Below are 20,787 nucleotides of genomic sequence, written 5' to 3'. Positions count from 1 at the left end.
GGTGGGAAAGGGAACATGAGCACTCAAACGAACAATCGGGCGTTATTGCGCACGCTTGGCATCCACAAGCCGATCATTCAGGCGCCGATGGCCGGCGTCACCACGCCGGCGCTCGCCGCCGCGGTGTCGAACGCGGGCGGTCTGGGCTCGCTCGGCGTTGCCGCGATGAACGTCGAGAACGCGCGCCGGGCGATCCACCAGACCCGCGAGCTAACGACGAAACCGTTCAACATCAACGTGTTCTGCCATCGCCCGGCCACCCCCGATGCGGCCGTCGAGCGTGCATGGCTCGCCTGGCTCGAACCGGTGTTCCGGCAATACGGCGCGACGCCGCCGCAAGCGCTCTCCGAGATCTACACGAGCTTCGTCGTCGACACCGCGATGCAGGCGATGCTGCTCGCGGAGAAGCCGGCCGTCGTCAGCTTCCATTTCGGCTTGCCGCCCGATGCGGTGATCGCGCAACTGAAGCACGCGGGCATCCGTTTGCTCGCGAGCGCGACCAATCTCGACGAAGCGGCGGCGGCCGTCGAAGCAGGCGTCGATGCGATCGTCGCGCAGGGCATCGAGGCGGGCGGTCATCGCGGCATATTCGACACGACCTCGCGTGACGAGCGCCTCGGCACGTTCGCATTGACGCGTCTGCTGGCGAGCGAGTTCGACCTGCCCGTGATCGCGGCGGGCGGCATCATGGACGGCGCCGGCATCGCGGCCGCGCTCGCGCTGGGCGCGCAGGCGGCGCAAATGGGCACGGCCTTCGTCGCGTGCCCGGAAACCTCGATCGACGACGCTTATCGCAGCGCGTTGCTCAGCGATGCGGCGCGCTCGACTACATTGACGTCTGCCATTTCGGGGCGCCTCGCGCGCAGCATCGTCAATCGCTTCACGGCGCTCGGCGAGGACCCGAAAGCTCCGCAAACGCCTTCCTATCCGATCACCTACGACGCGGGCAAAGCGCTCAATGCAGCCGCCAAGGCCAAGGGTGAGTCCGGCTACGGCGCGCAATGGGCGGGCCAGGCCGCGCCGCTTGCGCGTTCGATGCCCGCCGGCGAACTGATCGCGCAACTCGAACGTGAAACGCGTGAAAGTATCGAGCGGCTGCAATCGGTGTGGAGCTGAGCAGTCTGGTTTTCATGCCTCGCATCGATCGAAGACATCGGCACGCATCCCTCGCAACAAAAATACAAACGGAGACAGGCATGCAACGCAAATTCGACGATCTGCTGCTGGGCAGCATCGAGCTTTTCTGTCTCGCGGCGGAGCTCGGAAGCTTTACGCTCGCGGCCAACGCCGCGAGTGTGACGCCGGCGGCCGTGAGCCGCTCTGTGGCGCGGCTCGAGGAACGGCTCGGTGTGCGCCTGTTCGTGCGCACGACGCGCCAGATCCGTCTGACCGACGCGGGGCGGCGCTACTTCGAGCAGTGCCGTCAGACGTTGTCGCAACTGACGGACGCCGAGCGCGAAGTGACGGGCGAACAGACCACGCCGGCCGGCGTGCTGCGCATCAGCATGCCGACGCCGTATGGGCACTATCGCGTGTTGCCGTTGCTGCCGGCGTTTCGCGAGCGCTATCCGCAAGTTCAGGTGGAGACGCACCTGAGCAACCGCAACATCGACTTCGCGGACGAAGGTTTCGATCTCGCGATACGCGGACGCGCACCGGCCGATTCGAACCTGGTCGCGCGCAAGCTCGAAGATGCGGAGATGGTCGTGGTGGCGACGCCGGCCTATCTGAAGCGCGCGGGGGTGCCGAAAACCGTCGAGGACCTGCAGACCCACGAGTGCATCCAGTTCGAAATGCCGAGCAGCGGGCGTCATCTCGCGTGGACCTTCGAGGGCTCCGCTGAAAATGGCGACGTGCTGACGAGGGGAAGCTATGGAACCTCGGGCGATGCGCTCGCCGGCGTGACGCTCGCGCGTGCCGGCGCGGGTCTCTTTCAGACGTATCGCTTCGTCGTGGCAGACGACCTGCGCGAAGGTCGGCTGGTGGAAGTGTTGCGCGAAGCGGGCGGGCGCACGCGGCCATTCATCCTGCTGTATCCGCACGCTCGCTATCTGACTTCGCGCGTGCGGGCGTTCGTCGAATTTCTGATCGAGCAGTTGGCCAAACCCACGATACCCCCAGTGACCGCGCCGCGCACGCGCGCACACTGAGTGGCGCGTGCGCCTTCATCGCATGGCCGGCTTAGGCGACACCGCGTTGGCGCGAATGCCGCGCTTCGCATACTCGAGTGCGAGCGAGCCGATCGCGGCGGCGAGGCCGCCCTTGGTCAGCGAGGCCAGCACGGAAGGCACGCCGCCGATCGCGTGACAGTTGCGAGCCGCAGGAACAAGCGGTGAGTGATCGCGCTTCGGTCTAGCGCGCGCCCGCGTTCACGATGCCTGGGTTCGCGGGTCGTGATCGAACTCGAGTCTGATGCCACCCGGCTCGTACAACATCGTGTGGCGTTTGGGGCCGCCACCGAGTTCTTCGGGCGTGAATTCGACTTTGACGCCCGGCCATGCGGACACGCGCGCGAACACATCCTTCAGTGCTTCCTCGCTGCCCACGCGCAACGCAAGATGATGCAGTCCGACGTTGACCTTGCGATCGAATTCGACGAGACGGCTTGGGTCAGTGACCTGCCAGAGCGTCAACACTACATGTCCGTCCGATACAAATGCCGCCGGATAGGCCGGCCTTTCGCCCACCTGCTTCCAGCCCAGACACTTCACGAAGAAGTCGCGTGTGAGGTTCAGATCGCGGACGGTGAGTCCGACGTGATCGATACCCAGGGTAAGCGGCTTGTCAGCCATCGTTCTGTCCTCCTCAGAGCGCGCGGGCAGCGCGCGAATCCGTGCCGGAGAAAACAAAGCCCCGAGGAAATCGGAGCGATTGTCGCCGGCAGCTCAATTCAGTTTTACACCATGCAGTACAGACGGCGAGGAAATCCGCTTGCCTGAATCTGCAAAGTCAAATATATTGAAGTCAGATATCGCGGAGGCGATCGATGGACGATTCGATCAACGACGAGTTCGAGCGGACGCAGAAGCTGGTGTCCGTGCTGGGGCAGGCGCGTCAGCTGATTGCCAGCGAACTCAGGGCAGGGCTCGCGAATGGAGCGAGCGGCTTTCGCGTTTCTCGAAGTCGGACTTCGACGCGTTGAGCCTGCTTCTTTCAAGATTGCTCGACCGCCAAGGCGGCATTTTTTTAATCATTTATCTGACATTGCAGATAATCGCCCGGCACTGAGGGGCGCTTCGAACCGAGACGAGGCCGCAACATGAATCCATCGACCAACCCGGGCGCGCCAGCGCAACTGACCGGCGCGAAGTTTGCGTTAGGCACGTTTGCCGTAGCGCTCGCCACTTTTATGAACGTGCTCGATTCGTCGATCGCCAACGTCGCGATTCCAACGCTGTCCGGCAACCTCGGCGTGTCGATCGACGAAGGCACATGGGTCATCACGCTGTTTGCCGCGGCCAACGCGGTGTCGATTCCGTTGACGGGTTGGCTCACGCAGCGCATCGGCCAGGTCAAGCTGTTCGTCTGGGCGATCCTGCTGTTCGTGCTGTCATCGGCGGCGTGCGGACTCGCTCCGAACCTGCTGGTGCTGCTGGTTGCCCGCGTCGTGCAGGGCGCGGTGGCAGGGCCGCTAGTGCCGTTGTCGCAGGCCATGCTGCTCGCGTCGTTTGCGAAGGAAAAAAGCTCGAACGCGCTGGCGCTATGGGCGATGACGGCGACCGTCGGACCGATCGCGGGTCCGGCGCTCGGCGGCTGGATCACCGACAGCTACAGCTGGTCGTGGATTTTCTACATCAACGTGCCGGTGGGCCTGTTTGCCGCGGGCGCGATCTGGGCGATCTACCGCGATCGCGAGACGCCGGCCCGCAAACTCCCGATCGACAAGGTCGGCCTGATCTCGCTGATCGCATGGGTCGCACCGCTGCAGATCATGCTCGACAAGGGCCGCGACCTCGACTGGTTCAGCTCGCCGGTGATCTGGGCGCTGATGATCGTCGCCGTGGTCAGCTTCCTGTTCTTCCTGATCTGGGAATTGACCGAAGAAAAGCCGATCGTCAACCTGCGGCTTTTCGCCAGACGCAACTTCCTCGGCGGCACGATTGCGATTTCGGTCGCCTACGCGATCTTCTTCGCCAATCTCGTGATCCTGCCGCAGTGGATTCAGGGCTTCCTCGGTTACCGGGCGGTGGACGCGGGGCTCGTGACCGCGCCGCTCGGCATTTTCGCCGTGATCCTCGCGCCGGTGATGGGCAAGATCATGCCGCGCTCGGACATGCGGGTGCTCGCCACGCTCGCGTTCGTCGGATTCGCCGGGGTGTTCTTCATGCGCTCGAACTACACGACCGGCATCGACGCGTGGACGCTCGTGCTGCCCACGTTGCTGCAGGGCATTCCGACCGCGCTGTTCTTCACGCCGCTCACCGCGATCATCCTGTCGGGGCTGAAGCCGGAGGAGATTCCGGCGGCGGCGGGTCTGTCCAACTTCGTGCGCATTTTTGCGGGAGCGGTGGGCACTTCGCTGATGAGCAACGCATGGAGCGACCGGACGATCCTGCACCATGCGCGACTTGCCGAGCACAGCAGCGTGGAGGACCCTGGTTTTTCCGGCGCGATCGCGCACCTGCAGGCGGCGTTGGACGCGGGCATTCCCAAGGCCACGGCGTTTTACGAAGCCTCGCTGAACGCGCAGGCGACGATGCTGGGCCTGAACGACATCTTCTGGATCTCGGCGCTGATCTTTATCGTCATCATCCCGCTGATCTGGGTGACGAAGCCGACCAAAGGCGGTGCCGCGGGCGCGGCAGCCGCCGGCGGACATTGAACCCGATTGGGCAACCCGGTTGGAGCGGAAAATCAAACACACCATCCTCTTCTTGATCTTATCTGATACTGCAGATATTGTGCAAATCAACGAGGAGGAGGCCGCCATGGACCACTACACGACGAAGAACTTCATGCTTACAGAGAGTATTGGCTTCAGGCTCGTCAAGGCGCGCAACGTCGTCGTCGCGGAAATGGACGCGGCGCTCAAGGACCTCGACATCAACGGCCAGCAGATGGGTATCCTGCTTTCGCTGAAGCAGGGTGTGGCAACCACGCCTTTCGAGCTGTCGAAGCTGCTCGGAATCGACACCGGCCTGATGACGCGGATGCTGGACAAGCTGGAATCGAAGGGGCTGCTGGAACGTTCGCGCGACCCGCAAGATCGCCGCGTAGTCAATCTGACCTTGACCGCGGAAGGGCAGAAAACCGCCGCGCGGATTCCGGAAGTCGCACCGCATGTGTTGAACGCCCGCTTGCGCAAATTCACGAAGGCCGAGTTTGCGGAGCTGGACCGCCTGCTTCGCAAGTTCACAGGCGATTGAGCGGCGCGGCCGTGGGCCGCGTTTTTTTCACTCATTAATCTGATTTATCAGAAAATGAAAACGCAGACTTCAAAGGCAAACACCGTCATCCGTTCGCTGAAGGTCGGTGTTTCGGTGATCTCTTTCGCGGTGCTGGCAGCATGTGCAAACTATGCGGGCATCCACAGCGACAAGCAGATCGATCAACCCCAACAGCTGGAAACGTCGCGGAGCCTGCCGCAAGAGCAGGGGCATTGGCCATCCGCCGACTGGGTCGACCAGTTCGGCGATGGGCAACTGAAGGCTTTGATCGCCGAGGCGCTGCAAGGCAGCCCGACGCTCGAGCAGGCGCGCGCCCGAGTCGCGCAGGCGCAAGCCTATAGCGAAACGGCGAAGGCGAACACGCTGCCGCGCGTCGATGCGTCGTACACGCTGACGCGCCAGCAATTCAGCAGCACCGCGTTGATTCCGCCGCCATACGCCGGCTCCTGGCAGACCGAGAACAAGGGGCTGCTCACCGCTTCCGACGATCTCGACCTGTGGGGCAAGAACCGCGAGGCGCTGCGCGCAGCTGTCTCGGAGGCGTCCGCGAGCGAGGCCGACGCGGAAGTCGTCCGGCTCACGCTCGACACCTCGATCGCCCGCACCTACAACGAGCTGGCGCGGCTCTACGCTTTGCGCGACATCGCGCAGCAGGAAGTCGCGCGGCGCGAGCAGATCGAGCGCATCACCGCGGGCCGTATCGCAAACGGACTCGATACCGAAGTGGAGCGCAAGACGGCCGAGGCGAATCTGTCGACGAGCCGCGCTCGCGTCAGCGCGCTCGACGGCAGCATCCTGAGCAGCCGCTATCAACTGGCGGCGCTGCTTGGCAAGGGTCCCGACCGCGGACTCGCGATCACGCAGCCGACCCTCGGCGTCGGCGACGACGTACGTCTGCCGGACAACCTGCCGGCCGATCTGCTGAGCCGGCGGCCCGACATCGTCGCGGCGCGCTGGCGCGTCGACGCGATCACGCACGAAGTGAAGGAAGCGAAGGCCGAGTTCTATCCCGACATCAACCTGAGCGCCGCGATCGGCCTCGACGCGTTCGGCTTCGGCCGTTTCCTGAGCGCCGCGAGCCGCACCGCGTCGGTGGGCCCGGCGATCCATCTGCCGATCTTCGATGCGGGCGAGCTGCGCGCGCAGTTGAAGGGCCGCTACGCCGAGTTCGACTATGCGGTGGCGACCTACAACCAGACGCTGATCGGCGCGCTGAGCGGCGTGGCCACGCAGATCGCGCAGATCCGCTCGAGCGACGCGCAGCTCGGCGATGCGCTGGCCGCGCAGCAGGCCGCGAGCGATGCGGATCGTCTGGCGACCACGCAATACAAGGCCGGCCTGACCAATCAGCTGACCGTGCTCAATGCCGACGTCACCGCGCTGAACGCCGACGAGGCGATCGCCAATCTGAAGATGAACCGTCGCGACCAGCAGATCCAGCTCGCGTCGGCGTTGGGCGGCGGCTATGTCGATACGTCGGCGCAAACCGACCCTCACGCGGATGTCGCCGCCGCATCCACCAGTCAAGTCAAATCCGCGGTTGCCGCGCGTTGAACGGCACGTCGGGAAACCTGTCAGGAGAACTGCAATGAGCGATTCGATCACGACCGACCGCGAACTGGCGGATCAGGAAGACGAACGCAAGAGCGGCGCGCAAGCGCCCGCCACGCCCGAAGGCGACAACAAGGCCACGCCGCCGGCACGCCGCAAGCGCCTGATCGCGCTGCTCGGAGCCGCGGTGTTGCTCGGGAGCGCGGCCTACGGCGCTTACTACTTCACCGAGGGCCGCTATCACGAAGAGACCGACGACGCGTACGTCAGCGGCAATCTCGTGCAACTGACGCCGCAGGTCACTGGCACGGTGATCGCCGTCAACACCGACGACACGCAAATCGTGAAGCAAGGCGACCCCGTCGTCACGCTCGATCCGGCCGATGCCAAACTCGCGCTCGCCGATGCCGAAGCGCAGCTCGGCCAGACCGTGCGTCGCGTGAGCGGCCTGTATGTCAACAACGACTTCTACGCGGCGAACGTCGCGCAGCGCGAAGCCGATCTGAACCGCGCGCGCGACGACCTGCATCGACGCGAGGCCGTCGCCGATACCGGCGCCGTGTCCGCCGAAGACATCGCGCACGCCCGCGACGCGGTCAGCGTCGCGCAGGCCGCGCTCGACGCCGCGCGCCAGCAGGGCGAAGCCAATCACGCGCTGACCGACCGCACCACGGTCGAGCAGCACCCGGACGTGCAGGCCGCCGCCGCGAAAGTGCGGACCGCGTGGCTCGCCTATGCGCGCGATACCTTGCCGGCGCCGGTGACCGGCTATGTCGCGCAACGCCGGGTTCAGGTCGGCCAGCGCGTCGCGCCCGGCACGCCGCTGATGGCGATCGTGCCGCTCGACGGCGTGTGGGTCGACGCGAACTTCAAGGAAGTGCAGCTCAAGCACATGCGGATTGGCCAGCGGGTCACGCTGAGCTCGGACGTCTACGGCAGAGGCGCCAGGTATCACGGGCGGATCGAGGGCTTCTCAGCAGGCACGGGCAGCGCGTTCGCGACGCTGCCGGCGCAGAACGCCACCGGCAACTGGATCAAGATCGTGCAGCGTCTGCCGGTGCGCATCGCGCTCGATCCGGCCGAGCTGGCCGCGCATCCGCTGCGTATCGGCCTGTCGATGACGGTCGATGCCGATACGCGCGACCAATCCGGTTCGCAGCTGGGCGCAGCGCGGAACACGCGCTACAGCACCGATGTTTTCGGACAATACGATGCTCAGGCCGACGCCGAGATCGACAAGATCATCAAGCAAAACCAAATGGTCTCGCGCGCGATGGCGGCGCAACCGCAACCGCAACGCGTGGCGACGCATCAGCGCAAGGCGAACGCAGGTTGATCCGATTCAGGGAGAGCTTGCGGCGACAGAGCACGAAACGGCAGGCGGCGCTAGTATCTGCATCGTCATTCGGCGGTGCGATCGGTGCGACGGTCAGCGGCTGGTAGATGACACGCCATGGCTGGACGGGCATCGTCCCGTTCGATATCCAACGTTGCTGACTGGAGAGGGGAAACGTGAAGTTCTCGATGAAAACCGAAATCCGCGCAGACGATGTTTCGACGATCGAGCATGCAATGAAGTCGGTGGATCCCGACGCGAAAGTCGCGGTCGACGTTGGCACGCAAAGCGTGAGCGTCGACTCGTGGTTGATGCCCGAGGAGTTTCTGGTCGCGTTCTACGACGAGGACTACGACGTGGCCATCAAGGATTGGTGACACGAACGACGCTCGCGCGGATGTGCCCGGCGGGCAGGGCATGCGTCGTGCGTCGCTCGGGTCGGTCAGGCGGGCACGATCTCGGCAATGACGACAATCACGACAGCGGCGTTGGCGGGACCCTGGCTATGCGAGAACGCCGAGCGCGCATGTCCCGCCTTGTCACCGAGCACGGCGGCGAACAGATCCGAAGCGCCATCGACCACGGCGGGCTGATCGTGGAAACCATCGGCGGAACTGACGTGCCCCTCGACGCGAACGATGTGATGCAGGCGCTCGAAGCCGCCGAGATGACGGGAGATCTGCGCGAGCGCGTTGAGCGCGGCGAGTTGGGCCGCCTTGCGGCCCTGTTCGAGCGTCAGGGACTCGCCGACACGCCCCGTATAGACCATTTTGCCGGCGGACAGCGGCACCTGCCCGGAGATAAAGAGCAGGTTGCCGGCTTCACTGACAGCGGTATAGCTGCCTAGCGGTTGCGGCGGAGCGGGCAGTTCGAGACCGAGTTCGGCGAGTTTCTGTTGGACGGACATGGTGGGCTCCTCGAGTGTAGTGTCGAGCGCGGGCGGCGGCGCTAGACCATTTACTGGCCTGCGCTCTGCCCGCCGTCCACATGCAGGATTTCGCCAGTCACAAACGGTGCCGAGTCGAGATAGAGGATCGCATTCACGATGTCGCTCATCTCGCCCATGCGCCCGACCGGATGCATTGCGGCGAGCGTCGCGTGCGACTCGGCGGGATGCATCGGCGACTTGATGATGCCGGGCGACACCGCGTTGGCACGGATACCGGCGTGCGCATATTCGATGGCGAGCGAACGCGTCGCGGCATTCAGACCGCCTTTCGTCAGCGACGCGAGCACCGACGGCACCTTGCTGTTCGCTTTCTCCGCGAGCGTCGTGGTCACGCTGACCACGTGGCCGCTGCCATGCTTCTGCATCGCTTCGATCGCGTACTGGGTAATGTAAAAGAAGCCGTTCAGATTGACGTTGAGAATCGCCGAATAGTCTTCGGCGCTGTACTGCGTGAAAGGCTTCGCGATGAAGATGCCCGCGTTGTTGACGAGCGTATCGACGCGTCCAAAGTGCTCGATGGCAGCGTCGACGACGCGGCGGGCGGTAGCTGCGTCGCCGAGGTCGCCGGCCACGGCGACATAGTCGGCCTCGACGGCCGGTACGATGGAACGAGCCGTGGCGACGACGCGATGACCTTGCGCGCGGAAGGCTTTGACGGTTTCAGCGCCGATGCCTTGCGATGCGCCGGTGACGATGACGACCCTGGAAGTGCTCATGGTTTCTCTCACAGTGTGATTGATTCGGCCTGCTGGCCGTTCGAATCGATGGACTCGATGCAGCGCACTGTAGGCGCATCAGCCGCGAATTCGAACACACACCGTGGACAAAGAGTCTTGCGCCACGAGAACAAATCTCGTGGAATCGGCCGGCTAGAGCCAGCGCCAGATCCCCGCGGGCCAACCGGAGAGCGGGATATGCGCCCATGTCGCCACGAGCCAGAAAACCACGCCGCCAACCAGCGCGTGCATGCCGAAGCCGCCCAGCCGCGCGCGTCCGGCGGCGATCGCCGCGAACGGCAGATAGCTCGTCTGCGACTCCCATGCGGGCCACAGATCGGGTTGCAGACGCCGCTTCTTGCGGTCCTGTAATGCGGCGCCGACCAGCGCGAGGATGATGATCGCCCCGGCAAGCACGATGTTTCGGGTGACCGGCAACACGGCGATATGGCACAGCCCCCACAGCGCGAACGACCACATCATCGGGTGACGTGTCACCGCGTACACGCCGTGCGCCGCGTCGGGAAGAGCAGCGGGGCGGCCCGCGGTGGGCAACGCCGGGTTGCGGATCAGCGAGCCCATCAGAAGGATCGATGCGATCAGCATGACCACGGTCACAACCGCCCACAGCACGTTGCCTGCCGGCCAGAGCGGCTCGGAGACGGGCGTCCGGTCGTAAGCCATGACCATCCAGCCGAACGTCAGTATCGCGATCAGCGAATAGACGCCCATGGCGGCCCGTTCGCCGATTGCCCGGACCATAGCGGCCCGCAGCGGATGGGACAGGAGAAAGTGGCTACCGACAAAAGCGAATGCCGCCACGACGAGTGTGCTTTCCATGGGCCCGGCTCCTCGAGTCAGATGATCGGTGGAACGTGTGCACTGGAGAATACTACTTCGTGTGCCGCAATGAGCGCGGCGAGCGTTTCGCGAGTTCGATTGCCGCGCGCGGGCATCCGGCTAGGGTTACAAGCCTTCACACGGCCCGTCGACGGGACGAGAACTGCCCCTCGTTAGTTAAAGAGAGTAGGTGATCGAACGATCGCCGAAGCCAACTTTGCAAGGGGGAGTTCATTCAGCAAGCGCTGCCTGGCCGCTGCGGCAGGTCGCTGGTTGAGGCGCCGCGAAGCGCTGTGTGACATGGCCGGGCAGAGTGTCGCCGCCCGGGCGCCGATCTGTTTTATCGCGTGTCGTGCGACCTTGCAATGCGAAGCTTCCTGCTCTGCGGCGATCTGCGACGGTGTTTGGCTTAAAAGAAGCCAGGGATCGCAAAACGTGAAGGTAAACCCGCAGAGCAAACGTCCCGCCGCTGGCTATCATACAAAGGTCCTATCTCGACGATATTGACAATATGGATGCGTTCGCAATTCGGGTCATCCTTGCCGATGACCACCCCGTCATGCTCAGCGGTATCTCGCATGAGTTTGCAGAGGTGAAGACAATCCAGCTCGTAGGTACAGCGAGGAATTCGACTGAGCTGATCGCGCTTCTCACGAGCACACAATGCGACGTTCTCGTATCCGATTACGCGATGCCTGCGGGCGAATACGGTGATGGAATCGCGCTGTTCTCTCTGATCAGACGTCGCTATCCCGAGATCAAGATCGTCGTTCTGACCATGCTGGACAACCCGGCGGTGATACGTGCGCTCGTTACGCAAGGCGTAACGTGCATCGTCAGCAAATCCGATGCTGGCGCCCACCTTATCCCCGCCGTTCATGCCGTCCATAGCGGCGGCAAATACTATTCGCCAACGATCAATCAGATCGTCCAGTCGATCGACTGGAACCGTCGGGGCAGGGGCTCATCGGACGTGCTGAGCCAGCGCGAATCCGAAGTTGTGCGTCTTTTTGCATCCGGGCTGACTGTGAACGAGATTGCCGAGAAATTGAGTCGCAGCAAGAAAACCATCAGCACGCAGAAATCGAAGGCGATGGAAAAACTCGGCATTGAACGAGAAGTCGATCTGTTTCGGTATGCGATGGAAAATGGGCTGGTGACCTCGTCGCAGAAGACGTCTGACAGTTCTTCCTCCACAGAATAAATGCAGGGAGCGATTCAGCCTTGCAAATAACAATGTAAAGCTCTTACGGAATGCTTGCATTCTTGCGGATCTGGATTCCGTCGCCCCGCTTCAACCACGAAACATCTGGATTGAGTCGCCGTCACTGCGGCGGAACACGGTCGCCCGCACGCAGACTGTTCAAGACCGCGAACGTACGCCCGTCCTATTTTCTGAAATTGCTCATTTATAAGACTGAGCCTATTACTGATCCGATGCGGCGTGGATAAAGTCTAGCCCGTTCATTGTCAATAGGACACGACACGAGAAGTGCGACGTGGAAATTCCGCCACGGCTTGATGTGCGCTGCGATCGGCCGCGTTTTGCATACGTGCTCATTGATGCCATTTGTCATAAGGCAGTACCGCAGAGAAGCTGATGGCAGGAAACCATCGCTCAGATGGCTGAGCGAACCGGGCAGGGTAGTCGACGCGGCCGGCGTCACCTGCGTGCGACCGATGACTCGGTGCTTCGCGGCTCAGTGGTGTTCAGACCTGGTCGCTGGCGCTAGCGAGAGCAGCAAGGTCGATGCCGGAGCAACACAGGGTGATTGGGCTCACGTTTTACCTTTATGCCCGTCGCGCTTCTCGAAACCTGTTTTTTTGATCCCTTCACGTTTTATGGCGCCTCCAACGCCTCTAATTACATTGCGACGGAAGTCGATTATGACCACATCAAGGATTCGCGTAATACTCGCAGACGATCATCCAGTGATTCTCGAAGGCGTGCGATACGAACTCGAAAGAAGCAGCACGATCTCGGTGGTTGGCACGGCGATAAATTCGACCGAACTGATGGCCGCGCTGACCAACTCGCCTTGCGACGTGGTCGTCTCGGACTACGTGATGCCCGGTGGACGGTATGGCGACGGACTGGCGCTTTTCGCTGCCATTCGCCAGCACTCTCCGAGCGTGCGGGTGGTTGTGCTGAGCATGATGGAAAATCCGGCGGTTGTGCGCCTGCTGATGCAGGGAGGCCACTGCTGTATTTTCAGCAAGGCTGATCCGATCAGTAACCTGACGATCGCGGTACATGCCGCCTACGCGAATGGCCGCTATCTGTCGCCGCGCATGGCGGCCATCTCGGACACGATCAAACCGGGTGGGCGCGGCAACACGGCGGGATCCCCATTGACGCGATGTGAACTGGAGGTCGTACGCCTGTTTGTTTCCGGGATGACTGTTACGGAAATTGGCGAGCTATTGCGTCGCAGTAAAAAAACGATCAGTACGCAAAAAAGCTCGGCAATGCTCAAACTGAGTATCGAGCGAGACGCGGACCTGGTGCGTTACGGAATGGAAAGCGGATTGGTGCCGTCCGCGGAGCCCGGCAATTCGTAACACGAACCGACGCGTAAGTTTTTGGCTTAGGCAGGAATCAGCGTGAGCGTGCCGCGCGTGCCGGCTTCCCTGGCGACGCTCCCGACGTTGGACTGCGCGACCGCTGCCGTTTCGGGCGCGCGCGGCCACTACACATTGACACCAAGTCTTCAGCCCACAGGACTTTCCAAGTCGCGGGCCGGTGAAGTGGCGTTGTGAACCTCAGCGCTGCGGTGTCCCGGGCGGCAGATTCTACACACGACATTATAGTACTAATGTCGTGTGTAGGATGCGTCTATGTAGCATTCCATGCATTTTACGTTGTATTATCAACGCATCAACATTTCTTGGCCGCTTCCACCATGACCCTCGAAGCCGACATCGAAGTCGTCCGTCAAAACGCGTCCGACACGCAGACGCTTTATCGTGAGGTCTGCGCGCTGCTGTTTTTCCGCTACGGCGAAACGCCGACCGCCAATCGCCTGTATCAATTAGTCCGCAAAGGCAGCATGAGCGCGCCGGCCAAAGCGTTGCGCGATTTCTGGACCGACGTGCGTGACAAAACGCGTGTCGACGTCGGCCGTCCCGATTTGCCGCCCGAAGTCGCAGCGGCAGCCGGCGACTTCGCGGCGCAGATGTGGCGTCTGTCCAGCGACGCCGCGAACGCCGCGCTGGACGTGTTCAGGCAGGACGCCGACGCCCAGATCGCCGCGGCGCAAGAACAGGCCGACCAACGGGACAGGCAGCGTCAGGAAGCCGTCGACCGGGCCGAGCAGTCGGCCAACGACGCCGCGACCCTGCGCGCGCGCCTAGCCGGCCTCGAGGCGCGCATCGTCGAACTGCAGACGGCCAACGACATGCTGACGTCGCAACTGACGGCATCGAAGGAAGAAATCGCGGCAGGCGCCGCCGCGCTCGCCGATGCCCGCCGCGATTTCGCCGACGAGCTCGCGAAGCTGCGCCGCTCGCACGAGCAGAACGAGCAGCGGCTCGCCGCGGCGGAAAAGCGCGCATTACTCGAAATCGAAGGAGAACGTGCCGCGGCGCAACGTCTGCGCAAGGAGCTTCAGGCGAGTCACGAACGGGCGGCGACGCTCGAAGCCGAATCGCGAACCGAGCGCGACGCGCTGCGGGACGAGTTGGCCGCATCGAAGGCGGAACTGGCTGCCTCGGTTGCGCGGCACGCGGAGACCCGCGGGCAGCTTGCGGAAAAGGACGCGTTGCTGGCCGAACGCGTGGCTGCGGCCGACCTGTTGCGCCAGCGCATCGACACGCTGTCGCGGCAGATCGAGACGGCGCGAACAGAAAAAACGTCCGCGCGCCCTGCCCGCCGCGCCCGCGAAAAATCGCCCGCGCAAGGCCGCGCAGTGGCGGGTTTCTCGGGCGGACCGTTCGTCAAACGCTCGGCCAGCGCTAAATCACACGAGTCGTAACAACGCGCAAAAGCGGCACAGGTGGCTACCTTGAATTCGACAAAACCGGTTATTCCACCAAGCCAGTCGACCGTTTAACCTGAGCTCACGTTAAACCCACCGCGAGGACGGCCCTCATGAAAATCTTGCACGTCGACGCCAGCGCGAAGCGCGAGCGATCCAATTCCCGCGCGCTCGCCCGCTATTTTCTCGAGCGTCTGCGCGAAGAGCGCGTCAAGTTCGACGTCGACTATCTGGACGTGACAGTCGACACACCACCGCACGTCTCCGAAGCGTTCGCGATCGCCACCTACACCGCCGCGCAAGAGCGCACGGCGGCGATGAAAGCGACGCTGGCGTCATCGGATGCGCTGTGCGCACGCCTGCTCGCCGCCGACGCGCTGGTGTTCGCCATGCCGATGTACAACTGGTCGATGCCCTCGGCGTTCAAGGCGTTCATCGACAGCGTCACGCGGACCGGCGTGACCTACCTGCACGCGGAAGACGGCCGCATCGTCGGGCAGCTCGGCCGGCACAAGGCATTGTTCATCACGAGCCGCGGCGCGGATCTGCGCGCGGGCTCGCCGTATGAATCGATGGATGCGCTGACGCCGGCGCTGAAGGCGGCATTCGGTTTTCTTGGCGTCGCCGCGCCGACTTTCGTCGATGCGCAGCCGCTGCAGTTCGCCAATCCCGAGGCGCGGGCCGTGGCGCTCGAACGTGCGCGTGGAGAATTGGCCGCGGTTGCGGCGCAGTGGGCGCAAGGCGAACGGGTGGCAAACCAGCAAGCCGAGGCGTTGTGCCAGGCCGACGTGGAGTGAAGCTATGAACACGATCCGCACTCTATTCGCGTCGGCGCTGCTGGCCGGCGCCGCGATCACGGGCGCATGGCAGTCCGCCTATGCCGCCGACACCGCCGGGGCGAGCGCAGCCCCTCACGAAACCATCGCCCCCGCCTTCGCCGTCCCGATCGCGAACGTGCCGGGCAAGACGATGACCGCGCTCGTCGTCGACTATGCGCCGGGCGGCAAGTCGGCGCCGCATCGGCATGGCCAGGCGTTCGTGGTGGGCTATGTGCTGTCGGGCGCGATCCGCAGCCGCGTCGATAGCGGCGGGGAGCGCGTCTACCATGCGGGCGAATCGTGGACCGAGAAGCCCGGCGCGCATCACATGGTCAGCGAGAACGCGAGCACGACCGAGCCGGCAAAACTGCTCGCGATTTTCGTCGCGGATACGAACGACCAACACCTGGTGACGTTCGATAAAAAGTAATCGTCATCGTGCGGTGGCCCTCGCCGCCCGCGCGCATCGATGCAGGTGCAACGATGCGCGCGCAACGCAGCATCAGAAGCGCGGATGACACTCGAAGCTGACCGACGACGCGTGCTCGGTCATCGCGCTGACGCCGCTGACCGTCTCCCTGTTCACACTGCTTTGCATGCCGCGACGATCGCAGTAGTCGCGCGCCTCGTTCATCGCGAGTTCGTGCGCGCGCGCCCAGGCCATGCGCCCGCCGGTCGCGCTAGCGGCGACCGTATAGCTGCCGGGCTTGCCGCTCGCGACCACATCCGTGCTGGACGCGCAGCCGACGAGACTCGCGCACGCGAGCGCCACTGCGACCGCTGCGCTCACACGCGTGAGCAGCGGCGCCCTCTTCCTTTCTGCGCTCGCAACTCGCGCGGCGCACTCGGCTTCGCATACCCGCACCGTTGCGCACGCTCCGGCAAGACTGTCCGAACCCTGATTCGACATCGTGGATCACCTGCATTTTTAACTGATTAGTCAGGCAGTAATTATCCGGAATCGTTCGCGCAAGATCAGCCGATACAACCGAAAACACTGTTGCGCGGCTCTTAACAATGGTCACGAGCACGATGCCGCGACGAAGTCCGCAATGAGCGGACCATGTGGTTCACGAAAGAGCTTCCAGAATCCCTTTGGAGCGTTTAGTCTGTAGCGATGCCTGTTCGACAGACAGGCATATCGAACCGCGGACGGACCCCCACCACATAGCGGCATACACCGGTCGCCGAACCGGAGGAGACACATATGGATCTCGAGGCACGTACCCTTCATCGCGTCACGATGCGGCTCATCCCGTTTCTGATGCTCTGCTACTTCATCGCTTATCTGGATCGCGTCAACGTCGGCTTCGCGGCGTTGCAGATGAACAAGGCGCTCGATCTTTCCGCGAGCGCGTTCGGCTTCGGCGCGGGCGTATTCTTTCTCGCGTACTTCTTTTTCGAAGTGCCGTCGAACCTGCTGCTCGAACGATTCGGCGCACGCCGCTGGATCGCGCGGATCATGTTCTCGTGGGGCATCCTCGCGGGCGCGATGGCCTTCATCCCGGACATCGCGCGCTTCACCGGGCTCTCGCCCGCGCACGTGTTTTACGGCCTGCGCATCCTGCTCGGCATCGCCGAGGCCGGTTTTTTCCCGGGCATCATTTTTCTGCTGACCTTGTGGTTTCCGGCCGCGTATCGCGGGCGCGTGGTCGGCTATTTCATGGCGGCGATTCCGCTGTCGACGGTGATCGGCGGCCCGATCTCCGGCGCACTGCTGTCGCTCGACGGCATCGGTGGACTCGGCGGCTGGCAGTGGCTGTATCTGATCGAGGCGGCGCCCGCGATATTGCTGTCGGTCGCGGTGCTGCTCTATCTGACGGACAAGCCCGCCGATGCCACCTGGCTTAGCACCGAGGAGCGCGAATGGCTGATCGCGCGCCAGAAGCAGGAGCGTGAGCATCGCGAGGCGGTGCGCCACTTCAGCGTAAAGGAGGCGCTGATCAATCCGCGCGTGCTCGCCATCGCGCTGATCTATTTCGGCGCGAACGCGACCAACTACGGCCTGAGCTTCTTCCTGCCGCAGATCGTGAAGGCGTTCGGTCTGACCAATCTGCAGACGGGTTTCGTCACGTCGCTGCCGTACGTCGTCGGGCTGATCGGCATGATCGTGTGGGGGCGGCATTCGGATCGACACCTCGAGCGCCGCTGGCACGTCGCGATCGCGCTGTTCATTGCGGCGGGCGGCATCGCGGTCGCGGCCGGGCTCGACAATCCGGTCTTGAAGATGGTTGCGCTATCGATTGCCGGCTTCGGCATCTTCGGTTGCCTGCCGGTGATCTGGACCTTGCCGGCCGCGTTCCTGTCGGGCGCGGCGGCCGCGGGCGGCATCGCCGCGATCAATTCGCTCGGCAATCTGGCGGGTTTTTTCGGCCCGTTCGCGATGGGCTGGATCAAGGACAGCACCGGCGGCTTCGGCGCGGGGCTGCTATGCCTCTCGGGCGCGGGGCTGATCGGGATGGCGGCAGTGTTGCTGCTGCATCACGACACGTCGCTCGAGACGGTGCATGGGAATCCGCATGCGCGGCCGTCGGGTGAAACGGGCGTCGCGAGGTCCTAGCCTTCTGCCTCACCCAGTTCGATACGCACCCGGGCAGCGCGCCCGGGTCGGATTCAGTTCACCGCGCTGCCGTTGTTCGACCCTGCGCCGCCCTGAGCGCCCGCATCGGGCGGCACGACGTCGTCTGGCGTCGGGGTCGGCGCGAGCGCGGCCGCACCACCGCCACGGGTTTCACCGTCGACGGTATTGCCGGGCGGCGTCGTGGGAGCCCCTTCCGGCCCCGACCCAGGCGCCGGCAGCAACGGCGGCAATTCGCGCACTTCGCCCGGCACCGCGGACGCACCCGCTGCCTCTGACCCCGCCGGGGAGGCCACGGCAGACGCCGGCGGCTGCACCGGCGCCACCGGCGCACGCCGCGCCGGAGCACGCGCCACGACCGGTTTGTCCGGCTGCGTCGGCGTGCGCGTGAACAGGTTCTCGATCCAGTTGCGCAAGCGTTCGGCGCGCTCGGCCAACCAGCTGGGCTGCTGCGCGGTATCGAACTTCATGTGGCTGTCGACGAGCCGCGAGCGCTGCGCGCGCTGGAAGAAATCGCCTACGATCGGCAGCGCGCTATGCGCGCCCTGCCCCCAGTAGTCACTGCGCAACGTCACGCGGCTGTCGTTGAAGCCGACCCACGCCCCCGCTACCAGTTGCGGCTGCATCAGGATGAACCAGCCATCCGCGTTGCCCTGGGTCGTGCCGGTCTTGCCCGCGACGTCGCCGCGCACGCCAAAGCGCGTGCGGATGCTCGCGCCGGTGCCGCGGCTGACCACGTCGCGCATCACGTCGACGAGCGTGCGCGCCGCGTCGGCGGGCAACTCGCGCTTCGGTGTGGCCGGGCTGAATTCGGCCAGCAGGTTGCCGTTGCGGTCCTCGATGCGCGTGACCATCAGCGGCTCGACGTAGCTGCCGAGGTTCGCGATCGTGCCGTACGCCGACACCATTTCCTTCAGCGTGACCGGGCTCGTGCCGAGCGCGAGCGACGGCACCGGGTCGAGCTGGCTGTCGCGCACGCCCATCGCGCGCGCGAGCTTCGCGACCCGGTTCGGACCGACCGACTCCATCACCTGTGCGGTGATGCGGTTGCGCGAATACGCGAGCGCATCGCGCAGGCTGATCATGCGGCCGCTCGGCTCGTCCTCGTCGTTCGGCTTCCAGAGTTCGCCGCCGGCGAGTTCGATCTGGACCGGATTGTCGGGCAGTTTGTCGTCGGGCTTCGCGCCGGCCTCGAAGGCCGCCGCGTACACGAACGGCTTGAACGTCGAGCCCGGCTGACGGCGCGCCTGCTGCACGTGATCGAACGGATCGACGCCAAAGTCGCGGCTGCCGACCCACGCCTTGATCTCGCCGGTACGCGGGTCCATCGCGAGGAAGTCGGCCTGCACGCGCGTCTTCGTGTCGCACACGCTTTGCACCAGCTTGCGATCGGCGAACAGCTGTTTGAGCGCGTCGTCGTCGGACAGGCCCGTGTCTTTGGCCGCGCGGAAGTCGGGCGTTTCGCGCAGGAACGTGCGCAGCAGGTCCTTGTCCGCCGAGCAGCCCGCGCGCGTGCCCCACGCCGAGTTCGCGATGTTCTGCAACTGGTTGCCCTGCAGCGTGACCGCCTGGGTCGCCATCGTCTGGAGGCGCGAGTCGATCGTCGTGCGCACGACGAGTCCATCGGAATAGATGTTGTAGTCGTTGCGATCGGCCCACGCGACCAGCCATTTGCGCAGCTGCTGCGTGAAGTGCGGCGCGGGTCCGGGTGGCTCGATCTGGCGCTCGAAGTCCAGACGCAGCGGCTTGCGGGCGAGCCCGTCGTACTGCGCGGGCGTCAGCTTGCCGTACTTGACCAGTTGCGCGAGCACCGTATTGCGCCGCTGCAACGCGCGCTCGGGGTTCAGCACCGGGTTGTAGTACGCGTTGCCCTTCAGCATGCCGGTCAGCGTCGCCGCTTCGAGCACGTTCAGCTCCGACGCGGACTTGTCGAAATAGGTACGCGCGGCCATTTCGATGCCGTACGCGTTGTACAGGAACGGCACCGTGTTCAGGTAGGTTTCGAGGATCTCGTCCTTCGTGTAGAACGCCTCGATCTTCAGCGCGGTGATCGCTTCCTTCAGCTTGCGCGTCAGCGTCGGCGCGCGGCCGATTTCATCCGGATACAGATTGCGCGCGAGCTGCTGCGTGATCGTAGAGCCGCCCTGGCGGTCGCCGGAAAACGTGTGCAGCGCGGCCGAAGCGGTACGCCGCCAGTCGAGCCCGAAATGCTGATAGAAGCGGTGATCCTCGGTCGCGATCAGCGCGTTGACGACGTTCGGCGAGATGTCCTTCAGCTTGACCCACTCGCGGTTCGACGGCTTGAACTCGGCGAGCAGCTTGCCGTCCGCCGACAGGATCTGCGCGGGCTGCTCGATCTTCGCCTTGCGGATGTCGCCGATGCTCGGCGTGAACGGAATCAGCAGCAGCACGTACAGCACGAACAGCACCGGCAGCGCGGCGAGTCCCCATGCGAACGTGCGGCGGGTCGGGTGGCGCAGATGCCACGCGGCCCTCGCGAACAGCGGGTTCGCGAGGGTCAGCCCTTTGTCGAGGGCCGCCAGAAAGGAGGAAAAGAGGCGCTTCACGTACTGTCGTCGGCTGGGAAAGGCGCAATCGTACCAAGATGTGGGGGGTGCGCCGATTTTTGCTCCCT

20 protein-coding genes and 1 pseudogene are annotated in these 20,787 nt (G+C 64.1%); 14 read left to right on the top strand and 7 right to left on the bottom strand.

Annotated features, from left to right (window positions below):
- Nucleotides 1–15: 15 nt before the first annotated feature.
- Entirely contained in the window at nucleotides 16–1,116 is a 1,101-nt protein-coding gene (locus VSR82_RS01545) for an NAD(P)H-dependent flavin oxidoreductase (RefSeq protein ID WP_429459209.1), read from the top strand.
- 80 nt (nucleotides 1,117–1,196) lie between these two features.
- A complete protein-coding gene (locus VSR82_RS01540) occupies nucleotides 1,197–2,150 on the top strand; it encodes a LysR family transcriptional regulator (protein WP_429459211.1) in 954 nt (317 codons plus the stop codon).
- 33 nt (nucleotides 2,151–2,183) lie between these two features.
- On the opposite strand, the pseudogene VSR82_RS01535 reads toward VSR82_RS01540, so the two are convergent.
- Nucleotides 2,184–2,306 (bottom strand): annotated as a pseudogene (locus tag VSR82_RS01535) (3-oxoacyl-ACP reductase); the annotation flags it as partial.
- Between the two features lie 63 nt (nucleotides 2,307–2,369).
- The gene (locus tag VSR82_RS01530; RefSeq protein ID WP_410848052.1) at nucleotides 2,370–2,792 is read right to left on the bottom strand and encodes a VOC family protein; all 423 of its coding nucleotides are present in this window, start codon (nucleotides 2,790–2,792) and stop codon (nucleotides 2,370–2,372) included.
- A gap of 194 nt (nucleotides 2,793–2,986) precedes the next feature.
- Between VSR82_RS01530 and VSR82_RS01525 the strand changes: the two genes are divergently transcribed.
- The 6 genes from VSR82_RS01525 to VSR82_RS01500 all read left to right on the top strand — a co-directional run bounded on the left by VSR82_RS01525 (nucleotide 2,987) and on the right by VSR82_RS01500 (nucleotide 8,651).
- A complete protein-coding gene (locus VSR82_RS01525) occupies nucleotides 2,987–3,142 on the top strand; it encodes a hypothetical protein (RefSeq protein ID WP_410848053.1) in 156 nt (51 codons plus the stop codon).
- 117 nt (nucleotides 3,143–3,259) lie between these two features.
- Nucleotides 3,260–4,822: a DHA2 family efflux MFS transporter permease subunit gene (locus VSR82_RS01520; protein WP_429459213.1), complete on the top strand. Its 1,563-nt coding sequence runs from the start codon at nucleotides 3,260–3,262 to the stop codon at nucleotides 4,820–4,822.
- A 106-nt stretch (nucleotides 4,823–4,928) separates the two neighbouring features.
- Nucleotides 4,929–5,366 carry a MarR family winged helix-turn-helix transcriptional regulator gene (locus tag VSR82_RS01515; RefSeq protein ID WP_176369334.1) on the top strand — a complete coding sequence of 146 codons (438 nt, stop codon included), beginning with the start codon at nucleotides 4,929–4,931 and terminating at the stop codon, nucleotides 5,364–5,366.
- A gap of 54 nt (nucleotides 5,367–5,420) precedes the next feature.
- Nucleotides 5,421–6,941, top strand: a complete 1,521-nt coding sequence (locus tag VSR82_RS01510; protein ID WP_429459215.1) for an efflux transporter outer membrane subunit — start codon at nucleotides 5,421–5,423, stop codon at nucleotides 6,939–6,941.
- A gap of 34 nt (nucleotides 6,942–6,975) precedes the next feature.
- Nucleotides 6,976–8,274 (top strand): HlyD family secretion protein, encoded by a 1,299-nt coding sequence (locus tag VSR82_RS01505; protein WP_429459217.1) that lies wholly within the window; start codon nucleotides 6,976–6,978, stop codon nucleotides 8,272–8,274.
- Between the two features lie 188 nt (nucleotides 8,275–8,462).
- Nucleotides 8,463–8,651 carry a copper chaperone gene (locus VSR82_RS01500; RefSeq protein WP_368586951.1) on the top strand — a complete coding sequence of 63 codons (189 nt, stop codon included), beginning with the start codon at nucleotides 8,463–8,465 and terminating at the stop codon, nucleotides 8,649–8,651.
- Between the two features lie 65 nt (nucleotides 8,652–8,716).
- On the opposite strand, the gene VSR82_RS01495 is transcribed toward VSR82_RS01500, so the two are convergent.
- From VSR82_RS01495 to VSR82_RS01485, 3 genes are all read right to left on the bottom strand, one after another.
- On the bottom strand, nucleotides 8,717–9,181 hold the full coding sequence (locus VSR82_RS01495) for a RidA family protein (protein WP_429459221.1): 465 nt from the start codon (nucleotides 9,179–9,181) through the stop codon (nucleotides 8,717–8,719).
- A 50-nt stretch (nucleotides 9,182–9,231) separates the two neighbouring features.
- A complete protein-coding gene (locus VSR82_RS01490) occupies nucleotides 9,232–9,939 on the bottom strand; it encodes an SDR family NAD(P)-dependent oxidoreductase (RefSeq protein WP_410848058.1) in 708 nt (235 codons plus the stop codon).
- Between the two features lie 153 nt (nucleotides 9,940–10,092).
- Entirely contained in the window at nucleotides 10,093–10,779 is a 687-nt protein-coding gene (locus VSR82_RS01485; protein WP_429459223.1) for an NnrU family protein, read from the bottom strand.
- Nucleotides 10,780–11,290: 511 nt separating this feature from the next.
- Here VSR82_RS01485 and VSR82_RS01480 point away from each other — a divergent pair.
- The 5 genes from VSR82_RS01480 (at nucleotide 11,291) to VSR82_RS01460 (ending at nucleotide 16,004) form a co-directional block, all read left to right on the top strand.
- Nucleotides 11,291–11,983: a response regulator gene (locus VSR82_RS01480; RefSeq protein ID WP_429459225.1), complete on the top strand. Its 693-nt coding sequence runs from the start codon at nucleotides 11,291–11,293 to the stop codon at nucleotides 11,981–11,983.
- Nucleotides 11,984–12,666: 683 nt separating this feature from the next.
- Entirely contained in the window at nucleotides 12,667–13,341 is a 675-nt protein-coding gene (locus VSR82_RS01475; RefSeq protein ID WP_368586955.1) for a response regulator, read from the top strand.
- Nucleotides 13,342–13,682: 341 nt separating this feature from the next.
- Nucleotides 13,683–14,753, top strand: coding sequence for a DNA-binding protein (locus VSR82_RS01470; protein WP_429459229.1), 1,071 nt, complete (start codon nucleotides 13,683–13,685; stop codon nucleotides 14,751–14,753).
- Between the two features lie 116 nt (nucleotides 14,754–14,869).
- On the top strand, nucleotides 14,870–15,553 hold the full coding sequence (locus tag VSR82_RS01465) for an FMN-dependent NADH-azoreductase (RefSeq protein ID WP_429459231.1): 684 nt from the start codon (nucleotides 14,870–14,872) through the stop codon (nucleotides 15,551–15,553).
- 4 nt (nucleotides 15,554–15,557) lie between these two features.
- Nucleotides 15,558–16,004: a cupin domain-containing protein gene (locus tag VSR82_RS01460; protein WP_498857453.1), complete on the top strand. Its 447-nt coding sequence runs from the start codon at nucleotides 15,558–15,560 to the stop codon at nucleotides 16,002–16,004.
- Nucleotides 16,005–16,076: 72 nt separating this feature from the next.
- Here the strand turns inward: VSR82_RS01460 and VSR82_RS01455 are convergent, their stop codons facing one another.
- Nucleotides 16,077–16,484, bottom strand: a complete 408-nt coding sequence (locus VSR82_RS01455; protein WP_368586237.1) for a hypothetical protein — start codon at nucleotides 16,482–16,484, stop codon at nucleotides 16,077–16,079.
- Nucleotides 16,485–16,781: 297 nt separating this feature from the next.
- On the opposite strand from VSR82_RS01455, the gene VSR82_RS01450 reads away from it, so the two are divergent.
- A complete protein-coding gene (locus VSR82_RS01450) occupies nucleotides 16,782–18,134 on the top strand; it encodes an MFS transporter (protein ID WP_429459235.1) in 1,353 nt (450 codons plus the stop codon).
- Between the two features lie 53 nt (nucleotides 18,135–18,187).
- On the opposite strand, the gene VSR82_RS01445 is transcribed toward VSR82_RS01450, so the two are convergent.
- The gene (locus VSR82_RS01445) at nucleotides 18,188–20,719 is read right to left on the bottom strand and encodes a penicillin-binding protein 1A (RefSeq protein ID WP_498857452.1); all 2,532 of its coding nucleotides are present in this window, start codon (nucleotides 20,717–20,719) and stop codon (nucleotides 18,188–18,190) included.
- Nucleotides 20,720–20,787: the final 68 nt, after the last annotated feature.

The organism is Burkholderia sp. JPY481, assembly GCF_038900515.1.
Lineage (GTDB): Bacteria > Pseudomonadota > Gammaproteobacteria > Burkholderiales > Burkholderiaceae > Paraburkholderia > Paraburkholderia youngii.
Note: the sequence above shows the minus strand (reverse complement) of the source record. Positions and strands in the feature narration are given on the sequence as shown.

Bases quoted from the DNA above. Each gene is read 5' to 3' on its own strand.
- VSR82_RS01455 (WP_368586237.1), bottom strand. From the start codon at position 16,484: ATGTCGAATCAGGGTTCGGACAGTCTTGCCGGAGCGTGCGCAACGGTG.
- VSR82_RS01450 (WP_429459235.1), top strand. From the start codon at position 16,782: ATGGATCTCGAGGCACGTACCCTTCATCGCGTCACGATGCGGCTCATC.
- VSR82_RS01520 (WP_429459213.1), top strand. From the start codon at position 3,260: ATGAATCCATCGACCAACCCGGGCGCGCCAGCGCAACTGACCGGCGCG.
- VSR82_RS01530 (WP_410848052.1), bottom strand. From the start codon at position 2,792: ATGGCTGACAAGCCGCTTACCCTGGGTATCGATCACGTCGGACTCACC.
- VSR82_RS01485 (WP_429459223.1), bottom strand. From the start codon at position 10,779: ATGGAAAGCACACTCGTCGTGGCGGCATTCGCTTTTGTCGGTAGCCAC.
- VSR82_RS01500 (WP_368586951.1), top strand. From the start codon at position 8,463: ATGAAAACCGAAATCCGCGCAGACGATGTTTCGACGATCGAGCATGCA.
- VSR82_RS01510 (WP_429459215.1), top strand. From the start codon at position 5,421: ATGAAAACGCAGACTTCAAAGGCAAACACCGTCATCCGTTCGCTGAAG.
- VSR82_RS01460 (WP_498857453.1), top strand. From the start codon at position 15,558: ATGAACACGATCCGCACTCTATTCGCGTCGGCGCTGCTGGCCGGCGCC.
- VSR82_RS01495 (WP_429459221.1), bottom strand. From the start codon at position 9,181: ATGTCCGTCCAACAGAAACTCGCCGAACTCGGTCTCGAACTGCCCGCT.
- VSR82_RS01475 (WP_368586955.1), top strand. From the start codon at position 12,667: ATGACCACATCAAGGATTCGCGTAATACTCGCAGACGATCATCCAGTG.
- VSR82_RS01490 (WP_410848058.1), bottom strand. From the start codon at position 9,939: ATGAGCACTTCCAGGGTCGTCATCGTCACCGGCGCATCGCAAGGCATC.
- VSR82_RS01545 (WP_429459209.1), top strand. From the start codon at position 16: ATGAGCACTCAAACGAACAATCGGGCGTTATTGCGCACGCTTGGCATC.
- VSR82_RS01470 (WP_429459229.1), top strand. From the start codon at position 13,683: ATGACCCTCGAAGCCGACATCGAAGTCGTCCGTCAAAACGCGTCCGAC.
- VSR82_RS01525 (WP_410848053.1), top strand. From the start codon at position 2,987: ATGGACGATTCGATCAACGACGAGTTCGAGCGGACGCAGAAGCTGGTG.
- VSR82_RS01540 (WP_429459211.1), top strand. From the start codon at position 1,197: ATGCAACGCAAATTCGACGATCTGCTGCTGGGCAGCATCGAGCTTTTC.
- VSR82_RS01480 (WP_429459225.1), top strand. From the start codon at position 11,291: ATGGATGCGTTCGCAATTCGGGTCATCCTTGCCGATGACCACCCCGTC.
- VSR82_RS01505 (WP_429459217.1), top strand. From the start codon at position 6,976: ATGAGCGATTCGATCACGACCGACCGCGAACTGGCGGATCAGGAAGAC.
- VSR82_RS01515 (WP_176369334.1), top strand. From the start codon at position 4,929: ATGGACCACTACACGACGAAGAACTTCATGCTTACAGAGAGTATTGGC.
- VSR82_RS01465 (WP_429459231.1), top strand. From the start codon at position 14,870: ATGAAAATCTTGCACGTCGACGCCAGCGCGAAGCGCGAGCGATCCAAT.